Annotated in this window: 23 protein-coding genes; 14 read left to right on the top strand and 9 right to left on the bottom strand. The window is 43.7% G+C overall.

Going from position 1 to position 23,798, the window contains the following annotated elements; translation table 11 throughout:
* Position 1 precedes the first annotated feature (1 nt).
* Together EHO59_RS10590 and EHO59_RS10585 are read left to right on the top strand one after the other, a co-directional pair.
* Positions 2-1,075 carry a DUF1574 family protein gene (locus tag EHO59_RS10590; protein ID WP_135587760.1) on the top strand — a complete coding sequence of 358 codons (1,074 nt, stop codon included), beginning with the start codon at positions 2-4 and terminating at the stop codon, positions 1,073-1,075.
* A complete protein-coding gene (locus EHO59_RS10585) occupies positions 1,072-1,404 on the top strand; it encodes a nucleotide pyrophosphohydrolase (protein ID WP_135587758.1) in 333 nt (110 codons plus the stop codon). Before EHO59_RS10590 ends, EHO59_RS10585 begins: the two co-directional genes overlap by 4 nt.
* A gap of 7 nt (positions 1,405-1,411) precedes the next feature.
* On the opposite strand, the gene EHO59_RS10580 is transcribed toward EHO59_RS10585, so the two are convergent.
* Together EHO59_RS10580 and EHO59_RS10575 are read right to left on the bottom strand one after the other, a co-directional pair.
* Positions 1,412-1,810: an ExbD/TolR family protein gene (locus EHO59_RS10580; RefSeq protein WP_135587755.1), complete on the bottom strand. Its 399-nt coding sequence runs from the start codon at positions 1,808-1,810 to the stop codon at positions 1,412-1,414.
* Entirely contained in the window at positions 1,807-2,292 is a 486-nt protein-coding gene (locus EHO59_RS10575) for a MotA/TolQ/ExbB proton channel family protein (protein WP_135587752.1), read from the bottom strand. The genes EHO59_RS10580 and EHO59_RS10575 overlap by 4 nt, the downstream gene beginning before the upstream one ends.
* Positions 2,293-2,436: 144 nt before the next feature.
* Between EHO59_RS10575 and EHO59_RS10570 the strand changes: the two genes are divergently transcribed.
* The 3 genes from EHO59_RS10570 (at position 2,437) to EHO59_RS10560 (ending at position 6,566) form a co-directional block, all read left to right on the top strand.
* Entirely contained in the window at positions 2,437-3,168 is a 732-nt protein-coding gene (locus tag EHO59_RS10570; RefSeq protein ID WP_135587927.1) for a ubiquinone/menaquinone biosynthesis methyltransferase, read from the top strand.
* Between the two features lie 57 nt (positions 3,169-3,225).
* A complete protein-coding gene (locus tag EHO59_RS10565; RefSeq protein ID WP_135587750.1) occupies positions 3,226-5,148 on the top strand; it encodes an LruC domain-containing protein in 1,923 nt (640 codons plus the stop codon).
* Positions 5,149-5,210: 62 nt separating this feature from the next.
* Positions 5,211-6,566, top strand: coding sequence for a PrsW family glutamic-type intramembrane protease (locus tag EHO59_RS10560; RefSeq protein WP_246052826.1), 1,356 nt, complete (start codon positions 5,211-5,213; stop codon positions 6,564-6,566).
* An 80-nt stretch (positions 6,567-6,646) separates the two neighbouring features.
* On the opposite strand, the gene EHO59_RS10555 is transcribed toward EHO59_RS10560, so the two are convergent.
* The 7 genes from EHO59_RS10555 to EHO59_RS10525 form a co-directional block, all read right to left on the bottom strand.
* Positions 6,647-8,632 (bottom strand): hypothetical protein, encoded by a 1,986-nt coding sequence (locus EHO59_RS10555; RefSeq protein WP_135587923.1) that lies wholly within the window; start codon positions 8,630-8,632, stop codon positions 6,647-6,649.
* A 136-nt stretch (positions 8,633-8,768) separates the two neighbouring features.
* Positions 8,769-9,221, bottom strand: coding sequence for a TraR/DksA family transcriptional regulator (locus EHO59_RS10550; RefSeq protein ID WP_135587748.1), 453 nt, complete (start codon positions 9,219-9,221; stop codon positions 8,769-8,771).
* 11 nt (positions 9,222-9,232) lie between these two features.
* On the bottom strand, positions 9,233-9,385 hold the full coding sequence (rpmG, locus tag EHO59_RS10545) for a 50S ribosomal protein L33 (RefSeq protein ID WP_010514486.1): 153 nt from the start codon (positions 9,383-9,385) through the stop codon (positions 9,233-9,235).
* 124 nt (positions 9,386-9,509) lie between these two features.
* Positions 9,510-10,475, bottom strand: a complete 966-nt coding sequence (locus tag EHO59_RS10540; protein WP_135587697.1) for a bile acid:sodium symporter family protein — start codon at positions 10,473-10,475, stop codon at positions 9,510-9,512.
* Between the two features lie 5 nt (positions 10,476-10,480).
* Complete coding sequence (locus EHO59_RS10535) at positions 10,481-11,626, bottom strand: aminotransferase class V-fold PLP-dependent enzyme (protein ID WP_135587695.1); 1,146 nt, start codon at positions 11,624-11,626, stop codon at positions 10,481-10,483.
* A gap of 87 nt (positions 11,627-11,713) precedes the next feature.
* Positions 11,714-12,442, bottom strand: coding sequence for a ferritin-like domain-containing protein (locus EHO59_RS10530; RefSeq protein WP_135587693.1), 729 nt, complete (start codon positions 12,440-12,442; stop codon positions 11,714-11,716).
* 65 nt (positions 12,443-12,507) lie between these two features.
* A complete protein-coding gene (locus tag EHO59_RS10525; protein WP_135587691.1) occupies positions 12,508-13,134 on the bottom strand; it encodes a lysoplasmalogenase in 627 nt (208 codons plus the stop codon).
* A gap of 103 nt (positions 13,135-13,237) precedes the next feature.
* Between EHO59_RS10525 and EHO59_RS10520 the strand changes: the two genes are divergently transcribed.
* From EHO59_RS10520 to EHO59_RS10480, 9 genes are all read left to right on the top strand, one after another.
* Entirely contained in the window at positions 13,238-14,233 is a 996-nt protein-coding gene (locus tag EHO59_RS10520) for a TerC family protein (RefSeq protein ID WP_135587689.1), read from the top strand.
* Positions 14,234-14,243: 10 nt separating this feature from the next.
* Entirely contained in the window at positions 14,244-16,127 is a 1,884-nt protein-coding gene (locus EHO59_RS10515) for a methylmalonyl-CoA mutase family protein (protein WP_135587686.1), read from the top strand.
* On the top strand, positions 16,124-18,304 hold the full coding sequence (gene scpA / locus EHO59_RS10510; RefSeq protein WP_135587684.1) for a methylmalonyl-CoA mutase: 2,181 nt from the start codon (positions 16,124-16,126) through the stop codon (positions 18,302-18,304). The genes EHO59_RS10515 and scpA overlap by 4 nt, the downstream gene beginning before the upstream one ends.
* Positions 18,305-18,308: 4 nt before the next feature.
* On the top strand, positions 18,309-19,352 hold the full coding sequence (gene meaB, locus EHO59_RS10505) for a methylmalonyl Co-A mutase-associated GTPase MeaB (protein ID WP_135587682.1): 1,044 nt from the start codon (positions 18,309-18,311) through the stop codon (positions 19,350-19,352).
* A gap of 231 nt (positions 19,353-19,583) precedes the next feature.
* On the top strand, positions 19,584-19,973 hold the full coding sequence (locus tag EHO59_RS10500) for an LIC20211 family lipoprotein (RefSeq protein ID WP_135587680.1): 390 nt from the start codon (positions 19,584-19,586) through the stop codon (positions 19,971-19,973).
* Between the two features lie 14 nt (positions 19,974-19,987).
* Positions 19,988-20,404 carry a hypothetical protein gene (locus EHO59_RS10495; protein WP_135587678.1) on the top strand — a complete coding sequence of 139 codons (417 nt, stop codon included), beginning with the start codon at positions 19,988-19,990 and terminating at the stop codon, positions 20,402-20,404.
* Complete coding sequence (locus EHO59_RS10490) at positions 20,401-20,742, top strand: hypothetical protein (RefSeq protein ID WP_135587676.1); 342 nt, start codon at positions 20,401-20,403, stop codon at positions 20,740-20,742. Before EHO59_RS10495 ends, EHO59_RS10490 begins: the two co-directional genes overlap by 4 nt.
* Positions 20,739-23,288, top strand: a complete 2,550-nt coding sequence (locus EHO59_RS10485; RefSeq protein ID WP_135587674.1) for a TonB-dependent receptor plug domain-containing protein — start codon at positions 20,739-20,741, stop codon at positions 23,286-23,288. The genes EHO59_RS10490 and EHO59_RS10485 overlap by 4 nt, the downstream gene beginning before the upstream one ends.
* Positions 23,288-23,797: a hypothetical protein gene (locus EHO59_RS10480; protein WP_135587672.1), complete on the top strand. Its 510-nt coding sequence runs from the start codon at positions 23,288-23,290 to the stop codon at positions 23,795-23,797. The genes EHO59_RS10485 and EHO59_RS10480 overlap by 1 nt, the downstream gene beginning before the upstream one ends.
* The last annotated feature ends 1 nt before the right edge of the window (position 23,798 follow it).

Here is a 23,798-nt window from a genome sequence, read left to right as displayed (position 1 = left end):
TATGAAAAACTATCATATTCCATTCTTAAAACGCAAAATACTTTGGATCCCATTGGCGATTGCAGCCCTGGTCCTCTTCTGGGACAGAGTACTGTCCTCCGAGTTCGTTCGACCTTATACGGAGAGCGGAGCCGAATATTATTTTTATAATATGAAAGATCGGGTCCTAAATACAATGAAGAAGGAAACGGATGCAAAAAAGCCGGCGCAGAAAGTGCTTACCTTCTTCGGGACCTCTCATATGGGCGAGTTCTCTTTAACCGAATTCGAAAAGAATAGCCCTGGCTTGATCGTTTATAATCTTTCCGGGCCTTCTGCTCCTTATTCCTTTCATAATTTTACCTTAGAAAAACTGATCTCTAAAAAGATTCCTTTGGATTATGCAATTCTAGAATATTATCCGGACTCGGGCACCGACTTTGCAAACCGTTACCCTCTCCGATATTCTTATGATCTTCCTTTCTTTTTGAGATACTGGAATATTTTCTCTACGAGCGAATGGGACAGCTTCTTGAAAGCAAGAGTGTTCCGTACATCTGTCTTTCCACCTAGATTTAAAGAAGCTTATGCTCGTATTAAGAATCCGTTCGAAGTAAAGAAACTATTATTTATTCGTAATATATTGATCAATGAATCGGATAAATTTAAAGGCGGGATCCCGAATACACTTCTAGCAAATACTCCTGAGGATCAATTGGGTTCGGAATCGGATCGGATCTTTAACGAATCTTACAAGAATTATAGAAGCTCTAAGGTCCAAGAATTCTTTCTTAGGAACTTCTTAGAAACATCTCGTAAGAACGGGATCAAAGTGGTTCTTTGGACTCCATTACTCTATTCTAAATTCTCCGAAAAAGTTAGATCGGCCGCGTTCTTTCAAGAATGGATCAAAATGAGAGACTCTCTTTTAAAGGATTATCCTGAAACCTTGGTCCTGGATATGGAGAATTATAGAGAAAGGATGAAATGTCAAAAGTTCATTGATCCTCACCATCTCAGCGGGGGCTGCTATGCAGAGCCTACACGCTATCTGATCGAGTTCTTGGAAGAAAAAGGAAATCTTCCTAAACCATGACCTTTGAAGAAGCCCAAAAGGCGGTCGATGATTGGATCAAAACGATAGGAGTAAAATACTTCTCTGAGCTCACCAACCTCGCCATTCTTATGGAAGAAGTTGGAGAATTTTCTCGTATAGTTGCTCGTAAATACGGAGATCAATCCTTTAAGAAAGGAGAAGATCCAGAAGCTTTGCCCAAGGAATTCGGGGATATTCTTTTTGTGCTGATTTGTTTAGCCAATCAGATGGGAATCTCGATGGAAGATGCTCTTCGTAGCACCTTGGAGAAAAATACGAATCGCGACAAAGATAGACATAAGAACAATCCTAAATTGCAGGATCCTTAATATAGTTCTATTTAGTCCCTTGAACTGCAAGCTCCAAGGAAGAAGTCCCGGATCTTCTCAATAAATCCAGTGCTCTCACAGTTTCTCCGTAATTTGCGGATTCTCCAGCGAAGAAACGAACCTCTTTGCCATTTACAAAACCTGAATGTAATTTTGCTTCTAATGCTTGGCGATCTAACCTTTCTCCGTTTAGAGAGAATCGGCCTTCTCCGAGCATCCCGAATTCGATCCTTTCTCCCTTTGGATCTTCTCCTTGGCCTATTTTAGGAAGTTCTAATGGAATAGAACGGATTTCTTTTCTGAAACTTACCGCAAGCATCACGAAAATCAGAAGAATAAAGACCACATCTATAAAGCTTGTGAGGTCTATACCGGTCTCTTCTTCCTTTAATAAGGATTTTCTCATATAGAACCTGCTGGAGGAATTTTCAGCCAGGAGAGTGCCTCTCTTTCCAGATCCAGGACTCGATGTTTCAAAAATTGATACGCAAATAAAGAAGGAATCGCCACCGATAAACCTAAAATAGTGGTGAGTAAGGCTAATTTAATCCCTCCTGCAAACGCGTCCAAACTAACTGTCCCAGCGGCTTGCAAAGAAGAAAAGGCCTCGGAGATCCCAAGGACGGTTCCTAACAAACCAAGCATGGTAGCTATGCTTGCTAGATGTTTGATCCAAGATAGTTTTGTCTCGATAGGAAATAAGGCTGCTGATAATTTTTCTTCCCAAATGGAAGGATCCTTTTGCGCAATGAATTCGGAAAGCAAGGCCTTTCTTCTTTTAGGCAGAACTGTCAAGACATGCAAAAAAGTTCCCAGATTCCAAATCGATAAGAGTCCGATCAGAGTAGAGACCCAATCTAGTCCCTGCAAAAAATTCCCGCTATTCATCCTGTTACAAATTCCTAAGAGATATCTTTGATTTTATTTTCCAGATTCGCCAAAACAATCGGATCTGTCATCCGAACAAAATCAGAAATCCCTCTTGCACTCCAAGTAAACCGCAAAATCTTAAGGGAAATGAACTCTTTCCAAATGCCCTCTCAGGATACGAAGGCAAACTTCGTCAGAGAGAACTTCGATAAGATCGCTAGTAAGTATGATCGATTCAATGATTGGAATAGTTTTTTTCTTCACCGCGCTTGGAAAAACAGATTAGTGCATGAGATCGAAAAGGAAACCCAAGGACCGATTCGGGTTCTGGACCTTTGCTGCGGTACTGGAGACATCTCGGTTCGCTTGGAAAGATCTTCTAGAGTTCAATCCCTTCTCAGTTTAGATTTTTCGGAAAAGATGCTCTCCGTTGCGAAGAACAGACTGCAAGTCCCTATTCAAAAAGGAAGAGCCACGGTCGAGATCGGAGATGCGACAGAACTTTCTAATGTTCAAAGTAATAGCTTGGATGCAGTTAGCATTGGATTCGGCCTGAGGAATGTAAACCATATAGATAAAGCTCTGTCGGAGATACTACGAGTTCTAAAACCCGGAGGAGTCTTTGCTAATCTGGACGTGGGTAAGGTAAAAAATCCTCTGGTGAGAAAATTCGCTGATTTCTATTTCTTTAAGATCGTCCCTCTATTCGGTTATATTCTTTGGGGAGGCAAAAATGATATGTTCGATTATCTTCCCGTGTCTTCCCTTTATTACCCAGACCAAGAAAGCCTAAAACAAAAAATGCAAGACTTAGGCTTCGAAAAGGTGCGTTATACCAATTTTGTATTCGGAAACGCAGTTCTTCATATTGCAAAAAAACCGATTCGACCGTAGTATTCTTTCCTAAAACCCGTCTCCTAACCTAAAGAGATTAGTTTTGGGATGCATTCGATGAGAAAATTTCTAGCCTTCGCACTGGTACTAGGATTCGTTTATAATTGTACTCATAAGAAAAAGGGACTTCTATTTCCTTTCTTCTTTTTAGGAAATCCACATAGCGTAAGTGGAGTTCCAGGAAACAGTGGAAGCCCTGGAGTTGTGTTCGTACCAGGAGATGGTTCCGGAAACCCAACCACCACTACCCCTAGTTCCGGAGATTCTTCCGGTTCAGGATCGGGTAGCACGGATACTAGCGGTTCCAATTCCGGTAGCCAATCCGGAGATACCGGATCCAATTCAACAACAAGCGGCGGTTCTTCCGACCAAACTTCTACTAGCTCGAATACAAGCTCTGGCAGTGGAGATACTTCCTCCAGTAATTCTGGATCTTCTTCCGCTTCCAATACTTCCGGTTCTTCTAATTCATCTACAGATAATTCTAGTGGTTCAAGTTCATCTAACTCGGACTCAAATACTAGCAGTGCAAGCTCAGGATCTTCAAGTTCCAGTTCGGACACTTCTTCTAGCGGATCTTCTTCTGGAAGTTCCTCTTCTGATAGTTCCAATGCTTCGAATGCAAGCGGAGGCTCGACAGATACTGGTTCAGGCACAACTCCGACTTCGAATTCAGGATCGGACAGCTCAGGAACTCCTACTGTTGCCGTTGTGGTTGTAGAAGATCCTACAGGAACTGCCAACTTTAACTACAATACAACAATCAATATTCCACTGAACTTAACCGTGATGGATAAGGATTCCCGCTCCGTGGCCGGAGCAACAGTTCTAGTGTATGATGAGAATAATAATATACTCTTCCAGGGAGTGTCCGATTCTTCGGGAAAAGTTACAGGGACATTGACAGTCCCAACTTCCGTCGGAAATATCACAGTAGATATCTCTATAGGCGGAGATTCCATCACTCAATACATTAGCTTACAAGATATTCTTGGTATCAATCGCACTATACGTTATGCGATCACTCTTCCTACAGCACAAGTTGCGGATGCGGATGGAGACGGAGTTCCTGACGATACAGATATTTATCCGAATGATGCAACTCGTTCAACCGAAGTGTCTTATCCAAACGATGGAGTCTTTACTCTGGCGTTCGAGGACTTATATCCTTCTGCTGGAGACGCAGACTTGAACGATTATGTGATCCAATTCAAAAACGAAGAAGATCTGAACGCTCAAGGAAACATAGTTCGCTTAAGAGGAGTATACCAACACGTAGCAAAAGGTGCTGGATACAGACACCAATTGTATATTAAATTGCCGGTGAATGTAGGAGCTTCTTTAACTTACTCCTTAACACAAGCCGACGGAAAAGTAGAAGTAGCGACCAATACTGTTTCGATCACTGCGGATGCGTTGAAATCAGGATATCAGATCTTTCCGGAGTCGAACAAAACAATCCGTGGCCAAAATGTGCATCCAGGAGATGTATTTAAGCCTGGCTTTATAGCTAAATTGGAAATTGTATTTAACTCGCCGGTAACTAGAAGCCAGATCGGCTCCTTTCCATACGATATGTATGCATACGTTCTGAACACGAACCAAGAGATCCATTTTCCAGGTTTATATAAGAATTCAAACGGAACGGATAAATATCTAGACTCTACCGGATTCCCTTGGGCAATCATTATGCCTGGTCCATGGAAATATCCTTACGAAGGTTATGATATCAGAAACCCTTCCCAAACAGGTTATGCAGAATTCGTTTCCTGGGTAAGTTCAGGCGGGGCTAATTATAAGACTTGGTATTTCGATGTGACCAATGAATCGAAGGTCTTTCCGGTTCCTAGCACTAGTAGCATCGTAGGTTATCTGTTCTTATCTGTGAAGAAATTCGCGATCTTCTATGCGATAGGACTTGTGATTGCAGGGGCAATTGCTGTCTACTTCTTGCGGAAAAGACAAAGTCTTACGGTATAGAATCTAGTTTTCACAACTCGAAAAGTTGCGAAACTAAGGGCATCGCTTAAACTTGTCGGGCGATGTCCTTTTTTATGTATGATTGGTTGGTCTTTTTAAAACCCGCTGCGGCAGTCTTAGCTGCTTGGTTTTATTGGGATTTTTATCGTAAGACATACTATTCCGGACAAGGCAGGATCTTTACAATTCTCGCCTTCTTTTATGGAATGATCGCGACAGGTATCGCACTCGCTTGGGAAATAGGCGTCTTCGATCTATTCGAGTCCTACCATCCGTTCCAACAAGCGGTCCTATTAGGAGCATTGCCAGAAGAAACTGCAAAGGCCTTGCTTATTTATCTTTTTCTAAAGAAAGAGAAAGGCTCCTCGAATCTGGCGGATAGTTTGTATTTCGGTCTCACCGTGGGAGTTGCCTTCGGATGTATCGAAAACGTCTTCTATTCATTTCAATTGGACTTTTGGCCAGGGATCTTAAGATCCGGAACCTCACTCCCTTTTCATACTTTTTCAGGAGGAATATTAGGATTTTTTATATTAAAAACTCTGCAATCTCGAAAGGGAAATCTTTCCGGATTGGATTTCTGCCTTTCCTTTTTATTCCTAACTCTACTTCATGGGCTTTATAATTTTCTACTCTTAGAGGGAGGATTAGGAACTGCAATGATCCCATTGATCCTAGGACTCTCCTTTCTTACCTTGGAATTGATCGTAGTCCAAGCTGAAGTCACACTTCCATTTGAAGTATTGCAATCGGAGAATCTCTACTTAGATGATTATGCGATGATACGAAAATTTTCCAGATACGATGCTTGGTTGAGAGCCGCCCAATCCAATGAAAGCATACAGAGTATTCCGTTGCTTCGGGATCTTTCTCTCGAAAGAGCGATCATTTCCGTATTCTTATTCGGAATTCCCCTCTTCTGCTTGAACTTTTATTTATTTGTCCCCGCTCAAATTCCGTATTATCTGGAGAATATTAGTTCTTTGGAATTTATCACCTTGTTCATGGAATATCCTGCTTGGCTCGGATTCCTATTCTTAGTGCGAGGACTTTTGAATCCTTCCTTCTTTAGAGAAAGGATCCTGAAAATCCCTCTCTTTCTTTCCGTAAACCTCGGCGCAGAAGGAGAAGAAGAGCCTAGTCTTGCATATTCCCTTTCTCGAAAAGGATTCTATTCTCCTGTGATCCGAGAGCCCGAACTAAACCGAGAAACATTTGTTTCTTTTTATATTGCGGGGAAGAGTTTCGAGAAGATCAAAGTAGTCCCGATCTGGAAAAACTTTAGAGAGAATGATCCAAGCCACGAAAGCGGAGCCTTGTACAGATTTTCTCAAATCCCCTGGGGACTCCTTACTTGGAGATGGCTTGTTCGGATCAAACAACAATACAGAAACGCAGTAGAAGCGGTTTTCCGCTAATTCCCCCGATTTTTCTTTGAGCAGAGAACTGGGCTTGAATTACATATCCGAACAGATAAAAGCCGATCTTGGCAAAAGGCCTATCGGATCCGATTCAGTCCGTCAAAGTCTTCTGTTAAGATATAAAACTCAGATGGCCCAGCTTGGTACCAAGTCGTTCTTAGTACTTTCGCAGTGAGTGATTTAGCTCCAGCAGGAACACCGAGTCCGATCTGACTCGCGATACTAGTCAGAGGAGTGTTTCTAGATTGCAGTTCCACTCCGTTCTGATCCGAGAAGATCCAACGAATATAAACAGGTTTTCCCGGTTTAGGCCCTTCGTCCAAGGCAACTCTCAAACTGAGATTTCCTTTATCTCCCAGGATCCAAGATGCTCCCGAATGGAAACTATGAAATCTTGCTCCTAACTTCTCTACGTTCTTTGCCTTTGCAGAGAGCTGGTATGTTTTTCTCTCTTCGTATCTGAACTCAGGTCCTTGTAACTGCGAAGATAATTTCACGAAGGATCTGACGGTAAGAGCCAGTCCAAACACAAGGCAAACTAAATTGAAAGCTGGGATCATCCACCATTTAGGAAGAGTCTTAGTCGAAGCCCCGGAAGAACTTAAAAGCCAAATCAAATAGAACGCTAGGATTCCTGCGCCTCCTGTCCAAGGCTCGAAAAAGCTAACAGGGAAAAAGAGTAAAGGCAAGAACCAGTAACTAGATCTTGTATAGGCTTCGAGCCCGATCCAGACAAAGAATAAAAGGAAGAAGATCACTCCCCCTTCGGTCAATAAAAAGACCCAGGAAGTAAGTCCAAAGTCTTGGATACCATTTGCCGGATAGCCTGCTCTCGGACCAGACTCTATCCAATGCAAAGCGAACCCACCGAATCCTTGTCCGAAGAAAGGCATTTCCTTCCACCAATTCCAGGCAGAAAGAGTTTGGACCCATCCGTCCTTCCAGAAGAATTCCAAAAATTTGGAGACTGTCTTTCCTTTGACCCACGCGTTAGACGCATCTTCACGGATCAATTGCCAAGAAGTAAAGGACCAGTCCATTCCTCCGATCACATATACTCCGGCAAGGGCAACGCAGGTTCCCAAAACCACCAGTGGAATGAAGGAATACTTTAAGATAGGATTTCGGAAACTTCTCTGATAAGAAAGTCCCACAACTAAAGCGGTTTGGAAGATAAGAAGAAGCCAATATCCGGTTCCTTGAAATCTTCCAGCAAGACCAAGAGCTAAGAAGACAGCTAAACTTAAAAGCAAGCGAGAGAATCTTCGCCAGTTACGACTATGGATCTGATAAAAGAAAAATCCATATAATACAGGCATTCCTATCCCGAAAGATGCAGCATCCGGAAAGAAGCCGGATACACCGAATGTTTCCGCATTCCCCGCAGTAAAAGGGAAGTCAGTCTCAGGAGCAAGGCCTTGCATCGCACCCAAGATCAGATTCGCAGTAAAGCCTACGGTGATCCCTGTTTTCCAATGTTTGCCAGGAGGATCCGTATCGTGGGAACTCGTTTCTTCTGCAAAGAAGTACAATAGTGCCGAAAGCCAAGAACCTATCCCGTCCAAAGTAAGTGCAAAGGCGTACTTAGAAGAGATCCCAGTAGAATAATCCCAATCAGGTAATATCCAGGAAGTGATCGGATCCGTTCCGAAATAGGCAAGCAATCGATCCAATAGCAAGAAAACTGCAATCAACAAGAACCCAGCCTTAGGGTTCTGAGTGAACTCTAAGGAATTCTTATAAGGACGGTTTATATAAAAATATCTTAAAACAGGATCGTCGTCATTTGCAGTATGCGCATAAAAAGTGGAGACATACTGTCTCAGAAAGATCCCAAAGACCGCACCGGAGAATAGAGCAGAGAGATAAAGATATCCCCCTTCCCCATATAGCAGAAGTCCAGGAGAAAGAAGAGCAAAAGCCGCAGTGAAAATCCTACCAGATTTGCGATGATGCAAATTAGGGATGAGCCCTGCCAAGAATTGGATCCATACGATGCCCAGATTTCCATCCGGGTCACGAGCGAGCAAGGTCCAGCGCAATAAGACGTAGGACAAGATCACCGTCAGTATTAGGGTAAGAAAGGTAGGAGTTCTAAGAGGCCTCAATCGGGCGAAAAGATTTGGCACGAATTGGAAATGCTCGCCGAAAACGAAGAGATTTCAATCTAAAAAAATAGAATGGAATATAAGATTTGGATTAATCGTCCAGAGAATCCGGATCGGACGGAATTTTGTAAGTTCCCGTAAGAGTCGCGGATAAAGGACTTTTTTTGCCGGAAGCCTTGTGTTTGGAAACTGCTTCGGCGTACTCGACAGTGTAACGAGTCCAGGGAATGGCCTTCAATCTAGCGAGAGGGATTTTTTTACCAGTCCCCTCGCAGATTCCATAGGAACCGTCCTCGATCTTTTCGAGAGCGACATCAATCTCTCGGATCGTGTCTATCTCGGATTCTGTAAGAACGGAACTCAACATCTCCTCGTTGATCTCGGAGGCGATGTCGGCGATATCTCCCATTTCTTTCAAGCCGGATGGTTTGCTATTATCTTCCCATTTTGCATACTTCTCCAATAGAGAGTTTTTTCTCTCTAGAAGAAGATCCGTGATTTCAGTCAGGACCTTTTTATCGTATGCGGCTTTTTTAGCTACCATCGGCTTTAGGATTATACCTTGGATTCCTTATGTTCGACGTGTGCGCGGCAAAATTTACAGAATTTTTTCGTTACCAATTTCTCGGATTTCGCCTTTTTATTCTTTGTTTGGAAGTAAGAATTTTTCTTACATACCTGGCAAGAAAGCTTAATGATCTCTCTCATGACGAATGATTCTCTTAGCTAAAGATTAGTCTGATACAGGCTTTTATAGAATTTAGACGGATTTCCGCCCTTATCCCAGCCCACAGAACTTGATTATGCTATAAAAAAAAAGAGATCGTAAAAATCAAGGAAGATCGCTTTGCAGCTGTGTTTTTTCCCCAAAACCGGACGGAATAGACCTTCGCCAGATCCCTGCGAGAACGCTTCCGATCAAAGAATGCACCAAACTGGAAATCGCAGCAGGAATAGCTACCAATGGGTCAGAAAAATTATTTCGAGCTAAAACCGCACCTAGGCCGCTGTTTTGCATTCCCACTTCTATGGAAACGGTTCTCGCCACTGTAAGGGAGCGAGTCCCAAAAAATGCGACCCAATACCCGAAAAAATAACCGGAGAGATGGAGCAAGAATACACAGAGAATCAGATGAGGTCCTGAACTGATCACAGCTTGCTTTCCAGAACCTATGATGGAAGCAACGATCAGAGTGATCAAAAGCACCGCGATCAAAGGAGAAACTAGTTTCGCCTTCTCCGAGAATTTAGGTGCATAACGATTTAATAAAATACCTAAAATTACAGGCAGGATCACTACTTGGATCGTATCTATAAATAGTCCGAGAGCGTTTGCTCCCACGCTATTTCCCGCGAGAAATAAGGTAAGAAGCGGGGTCATTACCACGGAAAGCAACGTAGAAATTGCAGTCATCGTAACGGATAAGGCCAAGTCCCCTCTCGCTAAAAAAGAGATCACATTGGAGGCCACTCCTCCAGGACAGCAAGAAACGACGATAATCCCGATAGCGAGCGGAGTCGGCAATTGGAAGAAATTCCCAAGGATCCAACCGGTCAGAGGCATGATCGTATACTGACCGATCACACCGATTAAGATGGGTTTTGGCATCTGAAAGACCCGAGTGAAATCCTCTGTCTTTAAGCTAATCCCCATCCCAAGCATAGTGAGCCCGAGGCTATAAGTGATCCAAGGTCCCTTGAACCAAACAAGTGCGGACGGAAAGATCCAAGTGATCGTAACCCCAAGGATCACCCAAAGTGGAAAGAGTAAGGCCGCTTTTTCTAAGATCCTACCCAATCGAATTACCTGGAAAGAAGATCCACTACCCGATCTAGTTGTTCTTTGGCTAAATAGATATGGGGAGAGAAGCGAACCCTTCCCAAACGAAGAGCGCACATGACTCCGTTTTGCTTGAGAGAAGAAACGATATTCTCCATAGAAAGCCCATCTTTCTCAGCGACAACGATGCCTGTTTTGAAATCCGGAAAATGATCCGAGGCCAACTTCCAACCGGAATCTCTTAATTTGTCGGAAAGATAATCTGCGAGTTCGTAGATCCTTTCCATAGAGTTATGAAATCCAACTTTATGCAGCATTTCTAATGTAGATTGAAAATATACCCAGTCGATAAAATTCACTGTGGAGATCTCGTAACGATCCGTACCTTTGAGCTCTTCTCTATACGGCAAATAGACCTCGTCGTTGACTACGGAACCGGTCCCCTTGAAAGGAAAATTCAGTTGTTCCAACTTCTCCTTGGCAACATACAGTACTCCCAATCCCAAAGGACCGAGTAACCATTTCCATGCCGGAAAGGCCATATAAGAAATCCCCATTTCTCTAGGGCGAACCGGAAGAAGCCCTACTCCCTGAGCTCCATCTAGAACGAATTCAATTCCCTTTTCTGAAAGAAGAGCACCGATTTCTTCTAACGGGAAAGGCATTCCAGTGCACCAATGCACGGCAGATAAGCTCACCACTTTCACGTCGGGAGTGATCGCTGATTTTAAATTTTCTAGAAAAGCGTCTGGAGTATCAGCCATTGGAACAAAAGAGATAGAAACCCCTTTATCTTTCCAATGCTCCCAAGGATAAATATTGGATGGGTATTCATTCTCCAGAAGAAGGATCCGATCCCCCGCTTTCAAACGAAGCCCGAGCGATATAAATCCAATTCCTTCATTGGTATGATGGATAAGAGAAAGTTCTTCGGCGTCTACACCTAGAAGTTCTGCGAGTATATTTCGGATGGCCTTCTTGACACTTGGATAGCGACGAACATCCGTCTGTCCTCCATGAGCGGCGTAGCCTTGTAAGTATTCATTTACCGCTTGGAGTGTTTCGGTATTTGCAGGAGTGGTCCCACAATTATTCAGCCAAATCATTTCCCTGTTTACGGGATATAGATGTTGTATTCTCGCCCAATCCGGACTTGGAGTCGTTTTCATCTAGGTCCAACTTGGATCGAATGCTAAGAGCGAAAACTTTTTTTTCAACCAAAACCGGGAAAGCTTAGCTCCCCGGTTCTCTAGTTCTTATCTTTTTTTCTTAGCAGCGGCCTTTTTCTTAGGTGCAGCTTTCTTAGGAGAAGTTTTTTTCTTCGCGACTACTTTGGCTTTTTTAGCAGGAGCTTTTTTCGCTGCCTTCTTAGGTGCCGACTTCTTTGCCTTCGCAGGCTTCAGGCTTTTAGCCGCCTTGGAAGGAGTTTGAGTAGCCTTAGCAACTTCTTCTGCTTGTTCGTCCCAGAAATAAGCTCCTCGTCCGGAACTGGTTTGGTCAAATGAATTCAGCTCAGCTTCTAACAGGGATTGATAATTGTGATTATAATCCATTAGCTTGCTAAACAATAATTTGATATTCTCGTCATCGAACTTGGTAGTGAGCTTCTCGTAAAACGCGACAGAGTTTTCTGCCTCTCGGATCGCAAGCTCAAGCGCTTCGTGAGCGTCTTTGGAACCGGAACCAGTGATAGTACGTTCTACCTTATTCATGATCTTTTGGATAGTAGTCTGATGGAACTTATGAATGGCAGCTAACTGTTTTAGATTAGGAAGTTCAGATCCTTCTGCAATCTCGTATACTTCTTGGATGAACCTGATATGTTCATCTACTTCTTCTGCGAGTTTTTCGAATAACTCTCTCGTTCTTCCTGGAGGAAGTTTCTCGTACGTATCCATATAGAATTCGAAGTAATCTTTCTCATGTTGGATGGCGGCGGCTACTGCTTCCAAGAAAGTTGTTTCTTTTAAAGGTTTAATAGTCATTCTGCATACTCCGGTCGCGACAATTCTAGGGGATTTTCAAGCTCGTTCAATAATATTTTTTTCAATTATTCTTCTTCTTGAGAAAGATAAATCAGCATCTGAGCTACATAGTAAGTGCCCATGATCCAAACTCCATGCAATGGAAGTTTGTTCGGAGTGAATTGTCCGAGTGCAATTAGGGAATCCGAAAGTATAAAACTGAGTGCGCCTAGGATTCCGAGGATTCGATCTCTCGGAGAAACTTCTCTCGCAGTGGATCTCCAGCCCATAACGCAGATCGCCGTCACGTAAACCGCTACGGGAATCTGCAAGGCTCCGGCAATCCCAGGAAGAAGCCAGTAATAATATCCTGCCCCAAAGATCAGAAAGGGGATCACTCGCAGGAAATGTACCGGATTTCCGAGAGAGAAGCTCACAGAGTACGAAACTTGTGCGATTAGAAAACTTCCGAGCCCGAAAACGAAATATCGATCCGGGAAGGCCAAGATCGTATCCCCTCCTAAAGAGAATACTAGTCCGATACCAAGCCAAAGACCTGCGCTCGTTTTCCATCTTCCTTCCCAAACACTGCTCGCAAGAAGGAATACGATAGGCGCGATCTTGGAAAACAAACGGAGAAGAAAAATATCCGGCCAATATGCGATGGCTACCAAATGAAAAATGGCTAAAACGGGGAATGCGATGTAAATCATAACTAGCTTTCTATACTCCATCCAAGTCGATTTGGGATTGTCTTCCAGATCGAACCGAGGAACCTGTCTTACGAGGACAGTTTTTAGTTCCTCAGAAGCTGCGATGATTTCGTTTAGCCAAAAAGATTCTACACTTTTTCTGATTTTTTCCGTTCTAGTAGGCCTTTTGATCTACTTAGATCTATTCGTACTGAATAAAAAGGCTCATAAACTCTCTCTAAGAGAGTCCGGCTACTGGACTTTGTTCTGGGTAACTCTTGCATTCAGTTTTTCCATGCTCGTTTACATCTTTCACCAAGATCCGAATCAACCGGAACTTGCAAAAGAGAAAACCTTGGAATTCTTAGCGGGATATCTTCTAGAATATTCACTTTCCGTTGATAACCTTTTTGTGTTTATCATGATCTTTTCCAAGTTCAGGATAACGGCCCAACACCAGCCGATGATCTTGAAATGGGGAATTATAGGCGCTCTGATCTTCCGAGCGATCATGATCTTTTCCGGAGCGGAACTTGTTTCCCGTTTCGAATGGATCCTGTATCTATTCGGACTTCTTCTCTTATATTCCGCTTGGAAGATGTTCTTTCACTCGGAAGAAGAAGATGAATTCGATCCGGAGAAGATGAAACTTCTTACGTACGCTAAGAAAGTGCTTCCTATGACTCATACTTTTCATCCTGAAAAATTCATGGTGAAGGAACATGGCAAAAAGGTTTTCACTTCTACCTTTTTGATTTTGATCGTAGTAGAATTCAGCGATATACTATTCGCAGTGGATTCCATTCCTGCGATCTTTTCGATCACTCAAGATAGTTTCATCATATATACATCTAACGTATTTGCGATCCTAGGACTCAGATCCCTGTTCTTTCTTCTGGGCGGTGTCATGGAACTGTTCGTGCACCTCAAAAAAGGAGTCGCCCTTCTTCTTGCCTTCGTGGGAGTGAAGCTTCTTCTTCCTTCTTTTTCGGGCTATTTGTTCGGAAGAGTCATCCATGTATCTATAGAACTTTCTCTGATTGTGATCTTGGCTACCTTGGTGATCTCGATTCTCGTTTCTCTTCCTCACTATATAAAAACAAAAAAGGAACGTCCGTAGGCGGCAGTCGATGGCATCTCAAAAACTCTTTTCCGAATTTCCACCTATCTCCACGGAAGAATGGACCAATCTGATCCAAAAAGATCTGAAAGGTGCGGACTTCGATAAAAAACTGGTTTGGGAAACCCAGGAAGGATTTAAGATCCGTCCGTTTTATAGAAAAGAGGATTTGAAAGGAAAGGAATGGCTCCTCTCCAATTTGCCTGGAAAATTTCCGTATGTTCGTTCAACTCGCAAACTTACCAATGAGTGGAGCATTCGCCAAGATATCGATTCTCCCGATCTAAAGACTGCAAAGACTCTCGCATTCGAAGCGATCCATAACGGAGTTTCTGCGCTTGGCTTTGTGATCTCCAACTCCACTTCCGGAAAGAAAGGTGTTCCTGTTCAAGGTCCTAAGGATCTGGAATTCTTGATCCAAGATCTTCCTTTAGATGACATCACTCTTCATTTCGTTGCAGAAGAAAGATCTCCCGAAATCTATTCTTGGCTTCCTAAGAATAAGACTATTGTAGGCGGATTGGGTTATGACCCTTATAGAATCCTTGCAAGACAAGGTCATTCTGCAGGACATGGCCCTGAAACCTTAAAGCCGATCCTATCCGAACTTGCAGGCAAATGGAAACATTTCCGTGCACTCACCATTCATTCTTCTTCTTTTAGAGACAGTGGTTCCACGATCGTTCAAGAGTTGGCATATACGCTGGCGCTCGGTTCTGAGTATTTGTTTCGACTGGGAGAATTAGGGATCAGCCCTGAGATTGTAAATTCTCAAACGATCTTCCAATTTACCATCGGGCCGGACTACTTCTTAGAGATTGCTAAGTTCAGAGCCGCAAGAACTCTTTGGGCGGAAATATTCTCGTCTTATTCTTCGGATAAGGGAGAAGCGAGTCTTCCGTTCATCACTGCGGAAACTGCAAGATTCAATTACGGGATCTACGATCTTCATAATAATATTTTAAGAGGAACCACGGAGGCGATCTCTGCAGCCATTGGAGGCGCAGAAGTCATCAATGTATTCCCATTCGATCATCTTCTTCAACCTGCAGACTCCTTCTCTCTTAGGATCGCAAGAAACATCCAACTTTTGATGAAACATGAGTCCTACTTAGATAAGGTCGCGGATCCTTCTTCAGGTTCTTATTATATAGAATCCGTCACCGATGCGATTACGGAACAAGCATGGAAACTTTTCTCCGAAGTCGAAAAAGACGGAGGATTCTTGGAATGCCTGAAATCCGGCAAGATCCAATCTGCTATCCTTTCTTCCAGAAAGAAGAAGGAAGAAAATTACTCTACTCGCAAAGAATTCTTTCTTGGAACCAACCAATATCCAAATGCAAAGGATAGGATTAAGAACAAAGACTTGAATAAAAATCTGAAGTCTTCTTCTTTACCTAAGGTAGAAGGCGAGATCGTTTGCGAACCTCTGCCCGACTTCTTTGCTGGAGACGCCTTAGAAGAGATCAGAATGGCCACGGAGGATTGGGAGAATAAGAACCAAACCACCGTAAAAGCACTTCTTCTTCCTTTAGGAGATCTGAAGATGAAGAAGGCGAGAGCAATCTTCTCCTTGAATTTCTTGGGTTGCGGCGGTCTGAATGTGATCGATCCGGGAAGTTACGAAAACTCTCAAGAAGCAATCCTAGGAATTTCTAAAGAAGCACCAAATGTTATCGTTCTCTGTTCTTCCGATGAGGAAGTTCTTTCTTATGCGAAAGAGATCCTACCTCAGATAAAAAAAGACTCCAAGGTTCTTGTATATGTTGCGGGTTATCCTAAGGATCAGATCCCGGAACTAGAATCTTTAGGAGTAAACGGATTCTTGCATGTCCGCTCCAATCTTTTAGAAACACTTTCCGATCTACTCAAAAGGCTGGGAATCAAATGAAACGACCTTCCTTCTCCGCAAATCGTTCTCCCGTTGTTGGTGATTCTAAATTTGAATCCTGGTCTAAGGAAGCCTTGGATGAATTAGGTCTTTCTAAAATAGAAGAAACCGTTTGGAATACTCCCGAGAAGATCCCTGTTAAACCTGTTTACGTTCCTAAGGATGTGGAATCCTTAGAACATTTAGATTTTGCTGCAGGACTTCCTCCTTTCTTACGAGGACCGTATTCTACTATGTATGTCCAACAACCTTGGACCATTCGCCAGTACGCAGGCTTCTCCACCGCCGAAGAATCCAATGCATTCTATCGTAGAAACTTGGCCGCAGGACAGAAGGGACTTTCCGTTGCATTCGACTTGGCAACTCACAGAGGATACGACTCCGATCACGAAAGAGTTCTAGGAGATGTGGGAAAAGCGGGAGTTGCAATCGACTCCGTGCTGGACATGAAGATCTTATTCGATCAAATCCCTTTGGACCAGATGTCCGTTTCCATGACGATGAACGGTGCGGTCATCCCTACTCTTGCATTTTATATCGTAGCTGCTGAAGAGCAAGGTGTGAAGCCGGAACAACTTTCCGGAACCATCCAGAACGATATCTTAAAAGAGTTCATGGTGAGAAATACTTATATTTATCCGCCGGAACCTTCGATGAGGATTATCGCGGATATCTTTCAGTACACCACTGAGTTCATGCCTAAGTTCAATTCGATCTCTATCTCCGGCTATCATATGCAGGAAGCTGGAGCAACTGCCGACATCGAGCTTGCTTATACTCTAGCTGACGGATTGGAATATCTACGCACTGGGATCAAGGCCGGGATGGATGTGGATAGTTTCGCTCCTCGCCTCTCCTTCTTCTGGGCGATAGGAATGAATCACTTCATGGAAATCGCTAAGATGAGAGCGGGAAGACTTCTCTGGGCAAAACTAGTGAAGACATTCAATCCTAAGAATAGCAAGTCTCTCGCGCTTAGAACTCATTGTCAAACCTCAGGTTGGAGTTTAACGGAACAGGATCCATTCAATAATGTGGGAAGAACCTGTATAGAAGCATTGGCTGCGGCTCTCGGACATACTCAGTCTCTACATACGAACGCGTTAGACGAAGCGATCGCACTTCCTACGGACTTCTCCGCAAGGATCGCAAGAAACACTCAGATCTATTTACAAGAAGAAACAAATATCCATCGAGTCGTGGATCCATGGGGCGGTTCTTATTATGTAGAATCCCTCACTGCGCAACTCGCAGAAAGAGCCTGGGAATTGATCCAAGAAGTCGAGCAACTAGGCGGGATCGCAAAGGCGATCGAGACCGGGATCCCCAAAATGAGGATAGAAGAAGCCGCTGCCCGGAAACAGGCAAGGATCGATTCCGGAAGAGATGTGATCGTAGGGATCAATCGTTATCGCCCGGAAAAAGAAAATCCTTTGGATATTTTAGATATCGATAATACTGCAGTGAGAGAATCCCAGATCAAAAAGCTGAACGAGCTCAAGAAGAATCGGGACAATGCAGCTGTCGAAGCGGCCCTCAATACAATTACTGAATGCGCCCAAACAGGAAAAGGAAATCTACTCGCATTTGCGGTGGACGCGGCTCGAAAAAGAGCTACTCTCGGAGAAATTTCTTACGCCATGGAGAAAGTGTTCGGACGCTATAAGTCAGTCACTCACATGATCAAAGGCGTATATTCGGAAGAAATCATGGACGATCCCGATTTCAAAAAGGCCAAAGAACTCTCCGCCAAATTTGCCAAGCTCGAGGGAAGACAACCTCGTATCATGGTCGCAAAGATGGGACAGGATGGTCACGATAGAGGTGCCAAGGTAATCTCAACGAGCTTTGCCGATATGGGATTCGACGTCGATATAGGCCCTCTCTTCCAAACTCCGGGAGAAGCTGCAAAACAGGCGATAGAGAATGACGTGCATGTACTCGGAGTCTCTAGTCTCGCAGCGGGTCATAAGACACTTGTGCCTCAGGTTATCCAAGAACTTAAGAATCTTGGTCGCGAAGACATTTTAGTCATCGCAGGAGGAGTGATTCCTCAGCAAGATTATGATTACTTGTATAAGGCAGGAGTGAACGGTATCTTCGGGCCGGGCACTAAGATTTCCAAAGCAGGAGTGGAGATCCTAGAACTCCTCATCAAAAGCGTAGAAGGTCAATAATCTCATGCCGGCGACGGAAGGATCGGACGAAAGCCTAGTCAGAGGCTCGGTTAAGAAGAAGATCCTTCCGGATCTGGAGACATTCGTACAAGGAATCTTGGCAGGAGATATCGTACTTCTCAGCCGTGCTATCACCCTGATAGAAAGCACCCTTCCTTCTCATCAAGAATTAGCAGAAGCTATTTTAGAAAAATGCCTTCCTCATTCAGGCAAAAGTGTTCGCGTGGGGATCACAGGAATTCCGGGAGTCGGTAAAAGCAGTTTCATAGAAACTTTCGGAAATCATCTGATTGATAAGGGAAGAAAGATCGCAGTACTTACGATAGATCCTTCTTCTCAACTTTCCAAGGGTTCTATTCTGGGAGACAAGACCAGGATGGAAACTCTCTCTCGTAAAAAAGAAGCATTCATTCGCCCTTCCCCATCCGGAGATTCATTGGGAGGAGTGGCTCGTAAAACCAGAGAGACTATTTTTCTCTGCGAAGCCGCCGGCTTCGATACTATTCTAGTCGAAACGGTAGGTGTAGGACAATCCGAAACGGCAGTGTATTCGATGGTGGATATTTTTCTTCTTCTACTGATAGCAGGAGCCGGGGACGAATTGCAAGGGATCAAGAGAGGCATCATGGAGATGGCAGATCTGATCGCGATCACCAAGGCGGACGGAGAGAACACGATGCGCGCCAATCGTGCGAAAAGCGAAACGATTTCTGCAGTGCATTTTCTTCCTTCTCATGAATCAGGAATGAAGACCGAGGTCAGAACTTGTTCAGCACATACTGGAGAAGGGATATCCGAGATCTGGTCTGAAATCCAAACTTTTATTAGCGCAATCAAAGAAACCGGTTACTTGGATAAGAAAAGAAAGGAGCAGGCTAAACATTGGCTTCATGAATCCGTGCAGGCTATGCTTCTGGACGATTTCCATTCCAAGTTAGGCGAAGAATTCGAAAAAGAAGAAGATAGAGTAGTACAAGGTCTATCAGGCTCGTACCAAGCTGCTCGAAAACTCGTGCAGTCTTATAAGAAAACAGACACCATTCGCTAATTCCTTCCTCAAGATACAAAATCATAGTTTTGTAATATACTCATTTTCTTTTCGATCGACTCCCGGTTAATTCAATTTATTTCCCATTCCTAGGAACAAATTTTTTCCTTGGAAAATATGTCTTTTCAGTCCTTGATGGCGGTAAATTCTACCGAGCCTGATCTTAGGGTCTTGCGATGTTCTGAATCCAACCGATTTGGACTCAGGTCGGTTCCCGAGAAAGGAAAAAACATGAAACCTCGTATTTACGGACTAATCGTTTCCCTAATCCTGGCCTTTTTTCTTTCCGGTTGCGCCACGTCTAACGCTGGGCTTGCAACAAGCACGGTTCCGATGGCGGATAAAAAATACAAGGTGATCGCTCCGGTAGAAGGAATGAAATACTGGTTCACGTTCGATATCGCGATCATCGGAGTTCCTTTGAGTGAACCGCCAATCGACCGCTTATTAGATGAACTTAAAAAAACAAAAGAAGCGGACGCTCTCATCAACGTGAGATTTTGGTCGGATAAGATCATTGTCGCATTCATCACAATAAACAGATTACATATCTCTGCAGAAGCGGTAAAATTCGAAGAAGAGCCGCAACAACAACCGGATCCAAGAAGAAAAGGTCGTTAATTCCCTTACCCTATATGATTCGATTTCAGATCGGCATACTGTTTCTTCTCGTCTTTCTTCTAAGCGAGTCCTGCTCCGGTACATTGACCAGGACCGAAGTGGGAGGAAGGGTCTCGCATATCCGTTATGCGGAATCTGCTACGATCATCCGTTCTTCAGATTATGTGGAACTCGGAGTTTCCAGCGGAGAAAGTTCCGTATTCTTTTTATTCGGCCTCTTCCCCATGACAAATCCTATGAATATGGATTATGCGTTGAGCGATGCCGTGCAGAGGATCCCCGGAGGAAAAGGACTCATCAAGATCAAGTATTGGCATGAGACTCATCTATTCTTCCCTGTAGGAACAATAAGCGTATTGAAAGTAAAAGGAACTGTGATCGGTTCTCCGGAAGTAATCGAAGTATCTCCTCAGGAGCCTGTACGAAGATGAAGATTCGCTTACTGTTCTTCTGTATTCTAATCTTCTCTTTGTCTGACTGCGTTCGACAAGACACCGTTATGGAAGGAGACGCAAATAGCCAGATCTATGCAGCCGCAAGTTTCCTTTCTCAAAAATGCGGAGATCCAATCCCTCCGAATTTTCCGACAGCGATAGGAGACGTGCAAAGAAGGAATTTGGATCTATGCAGTATCGCGATTACTAAGGCAGAATGTCCGTTTGTATCTTATCCTGTTGCTTGCCTTCTAATCTATTACGATAAGCCCTTGGGTGAAATTCCCTGGTACCTGAACTTTAAAGATGTATTCGTGAACCAGAAAATCCCATGAAGATGAAACGAATACTGATCAAATTAGTTTTTCTGGCTGCATTCGCGCCTGCGGATGTTTTTGCAGAAGTTGCATTCAAGGCACGTCTATTCTCCCGACAGAAAGACCAAGGAGAAGGAAAGACTCAAGTACTCTTATTCGAGACTCGAAAACTCTATAAGACCGATGCGGATGGTTATTTCGAAGCGGTGGTTCCTGCTCCTGGAATGTATACTTTCCGTGTATTAAAGAATGATGATATGCAGGACATTAAGGGGAATGTGGAGTCCTCAGGACAGATCATCACACTGTATATGGATGCAGGCGCAAACTCCGGAGGAATAGGCTCTTCCATTCCCAAGGCTCCTAAAGGAGCGATTACAATCTCTGCAGAAAGAGAAAAGCCGATCATGTCTCGTACTACTCTCAAGTATGATGAGATCAAGAGAATGCCCGGAACATTCGGAGAGCCTTTAAGAGCGATCGAGACTATTCCGGGAGTAGTTCCTACTGCCGCCTTTGGTGGAGGAGCCAATAACTATGTGATCCGAGGTTCGGATCCGAACTCGAACTTATATTTGGTGGATGACCTTCCCATTTTATATCCGTTCCACTTCGATGGTCTTAGTGCGGTAGTTAACGCCAACCTAATCAAGTCCATGGATGTTTATACGGGTGTATATCCCGCAAACTTCAATAACGCCTTGGGCGGTGTGATCCATATTGATACTGTCGATAAAGTGGATAAGTCCCAAAAGAACCTGATCATGTCGGCTTGGTCGAGTAGCATGAGTTATATGACTCCTACCTTTGGCGGAAAAGGATATTTAATCGCTTCTGTTCGCGTAGGTTACTTGGATCGATTTGTACAAGGTCTGACTTCTGCTTTAGGCGCGAGTTTTCCAGAAGGACTTAGGTTGCCCAGATTCGTGGACTCCCAAGTGAAATTCGTTCATAATTTTGATGAGAAGCACCAGATCTCCTTCCACTCCTTTTATTCTAAGGATGATTTTGCCGCCAATCTTCCGAGCAAATATCATAACGACCCTGCAAACGATTCTACTGCCGCCTTTGCTGGAGGAAGTTTTTCTGCAGGACAAGGATTTAGAACGCAAGCACTTCGTTATACTTGGAAACCGATCGATACATTTTCAAATCGGATCACTTTTATCAGCTATGATCCGTTTACGGATTTCAATGTTTCCTTAGGTTCCATTAAAGGAAAGAGCCAGGCAAGTGGTGCGTATAACGGAGTACGTCAAGATGCGTTCTGGGATCCGAACCGACATTTAAGCGTCGAGTTCGGTTCCGAATTCAGACAACTGAATTACTACTCCAGAGGATCGAGCATTGTGCAGACCGATCCTAATAATATGAGCCCGAACCCGTATGATTCTCAGAATCCCGCGTTCACTACTATTCCCACAAATATTGCTGCAAAGGGAACGTACTATAACTCTTACGTTACTACTAAGATCAAGTTTGGTGGATTTCAGATCGAGCCTGGTGCAAGATATGATTACATTCCTTATGTGCATCATAGTGCGCTTGGGCCGAGAGCACAGGCCTCTTATAAATTCGAAGGGATAGGAAAAGGAACTACCATCTTCGGAGGTGGAGGTGACTTCTATCGATTCCCTCTGGATACCCGTTTTAATAAGGACAGTGGAAACCCTCATTTGAATTTCGAAAAAGTATTCAAATACGGAGGCGGTATAGAGCAACTCTTAGAAGGAGATTATCAGATCAAAGGAGAGGTATTCAAACAGGAATATTCAAATTTGATTGTGGATGACCCTTATATCACCGATCCGATCGGAGTAAATCCGGATCCTTATTCTGCAGTCACTCAACCTTATGTGCTGAATAAAAAACTGAATTATTCCAACAAGGGAACCGGATGGTCTCACGGATTTGAATTGGTACTTCGTAAGAACTCTAGACCGGGGACAAGACATTGGTTCGGTTGGATTACCTATACCTGGTCTCAAACATTCAGAAATAATAATGTTTACATGCAGTATCCGAACACTCCTGCACTTACTCAGCAGCAGATTGATCTGACCTCTCAAGTTTATAATAATTCCAAACAGACACTCTACGACTACGACAGGACCAATGTGATCAACGTTGTATTCGGCTGGAGATGGAGCCAAGAGTGGCAATTCGGCTTAAGATGGTCTTATTTGACCAGTATGCCGTTTACACCCATTGTTGGGGACGATGGGGGCAAATTCAGCAACCCGGCCAATGGCCAAACCTACTGGTCCCCCCAATATGCCAATAATCCGGCCCTAGGACAATATATCAATAGTGAGAGATTAAAACCCTATCATCGACTTGACATCCGGTTTGACCGGTTTTTCAATTATGAATGGGGGTATGTGAATACGTTCTTGGAGATCATCAACGTCTACATGCGTGAAAACGTAAGTGGAGAAAGTTTCGATAATACCAAGCCTTATTCCAAAACCAACCCGAGCCCAAATCCGACGTTTGGAACAATCCCTTTACCGGGAGGGGTAGTGATCCCTTTCTTTAACGTAGGAATAGAGGTTAAGTTTTAATGTCAGAGCAAAGCATATACATGCCTGTATTTAGAAGTATTGCAATGTCCCTTGCGATACTTACGCTCTCATTTTGTTCCCAAACGGAAACAGATTCGGGAAGCGAAGGCTTTATATTGCAATCCCTGATCAACAATTCCGCAAAGCCTGTTTCTGCTTGTAAGACTTCTGCAGAAGAAGCGCAGGACTGTTTAGAATCCAGTTCGGATCTATCCGGCTCTGGCGAAGAGAAACTGGCTCAGATCTTCTCCGGAGGATCGGCTTCTTCTTATGAATCCTATTGTAATCAACTCTTAGAACAAGGTCAGATGGCTAAGCTAGGTGCCAAAGTCCAAGAATGTATTTTTGAATGCAACGCAGCGTATTGGTCCAAAGTACAATCAGAAGGGAGTTGCGAAGGAGACGGAACCGAACTCATCACTGGTTCCGGGGTCGAAACCTTAAACTGTCTTAGAAATTGCAAAGAACTGTACCTTACTGATTCGGAACCTTCTGCTTCCGGAAATTAAG

This window comes from Leptospira semungkisensis (genome assembly GCF_004770055.1).
GTDB classification, from domain to species: domain Bacteria; phylum Spirochaetota; class Leptospiria; order Leptospirales; family Leptospiraceae; genus Leptospira_B; species Leptospira_B semungkisensis.
This window is presented reverse-complemented; position numbering and strand designations above follow the sequence as displayed.

What these genes read in the sequence shown, in the direction of transcription:
- EHO59_RS10590 (WP_135587760.1), top strand. Translation starts at nt 2, where the DNA reads ATGAAAAACTATCATATTCCATTCTTAAAACGCAAAATACTTTGGATC.
- EHO59_RS10585 (WP_135587758.1), top strand. Translation starts at nt 1,072, where the DNA reads ATGACCTTTGAAGAAGCCCAAAAGGCGGTCGATGATTGGATCAAAACG.
- EHO59_RS10580 (WP_135587755.1), bottom strand. Translation starts at nt 1,810, where the DNA reads ATGAGAAAATCCTTATTAAAGGAAGAAGAGACCGGTATAGACCTCACA.
- EHO59_RS10575 (WP_135587752.1), bottom strand. Translation starts at nt 2,292, where the DNA reads ATGAATAGCGGGAATTTTTTGCAGGGACTAGATTGGGTCTCTACTCTG.
- EHO59_RS10570 (WP_135587927.1), top strand. Translation starts at nt 2,437, where the DNA reads ATGCCCTCTCAGGATACGAAGGCAAACTTCGTCAGAGAGAACTTCGAT.
- EHO59_RS10565 (WP_135587750.1), top strand. Translation starts at nt 3,226, where the DNA reads ATGAGAAAATTTCTAGCCTTCGCACTGGTACTAGGATTCGTTTATAAT.
- EHO59_RS10560 (WP_246052826.1), top strand. Translation starts at nt 5,211, where the DNA reads ATGTCCTTTTTTATGTATGATTGGTTGGTCTTTTTAAAACCCGCTGCG.
- EHO59_RS10550 (WP_135587748.1), bottom strand. Translation starts at nt 9,221, where the DNA reads ATGGTAGCTAAAAAAGCCGCATACGATAAAAAGGTCCTGACTGAAATC.
- rpmG (WP_010514486.1), bottom strand. Translation starts at nt 9,385, where the DNA reads ATGAGAGAGATCATTAAGCTTTCTTGCCAGGTATGTAAGAAAAATTCT.
- EHO59_RS10535 (WP_135587695.1), bottom strand. Translation starts at nt 11,626, where the DNA reads ATGAAAACGACTCCAAGTCCGGATTGGGCGAGAATACAACATCTATAT.
- EHO59_RS10530 (WP_135587693.1), bottom strand. Translation starts at nt 12,442, where the DNA reads ATGACTATTAAACCTTTAAAAGAAACAACTTTCTTGGAAGCAGTAGCC.
- EHO59_RS10525 (WP_135587691.1), bottom strand. Translation starts at nt 13,134, where the DNA reads ATGATTTACATCGCATTCCCCGTTTTAGCCATTTTTCATTTGGTAGCC.
- EHO59_RS10520 (WP_135587689.1), top strand. Translation starts at nt 13,238, where the DNA reads ATGATTTCGTTTAGCCAAAAAGATTCTACACTTTTTCTGATTTTTTCC.
- EHO59_RS10515 (WP_135587686.1), top strand. Translation starts at nt 14,244, where the DNA reads ATGGCATCTCAAAAACTCTTTTCCGAATTTCCACCTATCTCCACGGAA.
- scpA (WP_135587684.1), top strand. Translation starts at nt 16,124, where the DNA reads ATGAAACGACCTTCCTTCTCCGCAAATCGTTCTCCCGTTGTTGGTGAT.
- meaB (WP_135587682.1), top strand. Translation starts at nt 18,309, where the DNA reads ATGCCGGCGACGGAAGGATCGGACGAAAGCCTAGTCAGAGGCTCGGTT.
- EHO59_RS10500 (WP_135587680.1), top strand. Translation starts at nt 19,584, where the DNA reads ATGAAACCTCGTATTTACGGACTAATCGTTTCCCTAATCCTGGCCTTT.
- EHO59_RS10495 (WP_135587678.1), top strand. Translation starts at nt 19,988, where the DNA reads ATGATTCGATTTCAGATCGGCATACTGTTTCTTCTCGTCTTTCTTCTA.
- EHO59_RS10490 (WP_135587676.1), top strand. Translation starts at nt 20,401, where the DNA reads ATGAAGATTCGCTTACTGTTCTTCTGTATTCTAATCTTCTCTTTGTCT.
- EHO59_RS10485 (WP_135587674.1), top strand. Translation starts at nt 20,739, where the DNA reads ATGAAGATGAAACGAATACTGATCAAATTAGTTTTTCTGGCTGCATTC.
- EHO59_RS10480 (WP_135587672.1), top strand. Translation starts at nt 23,288, where the DNA reads ATGTCAGAGCAAAGCATATACATGCCTGTATTTAGAAGTATTGCAATG.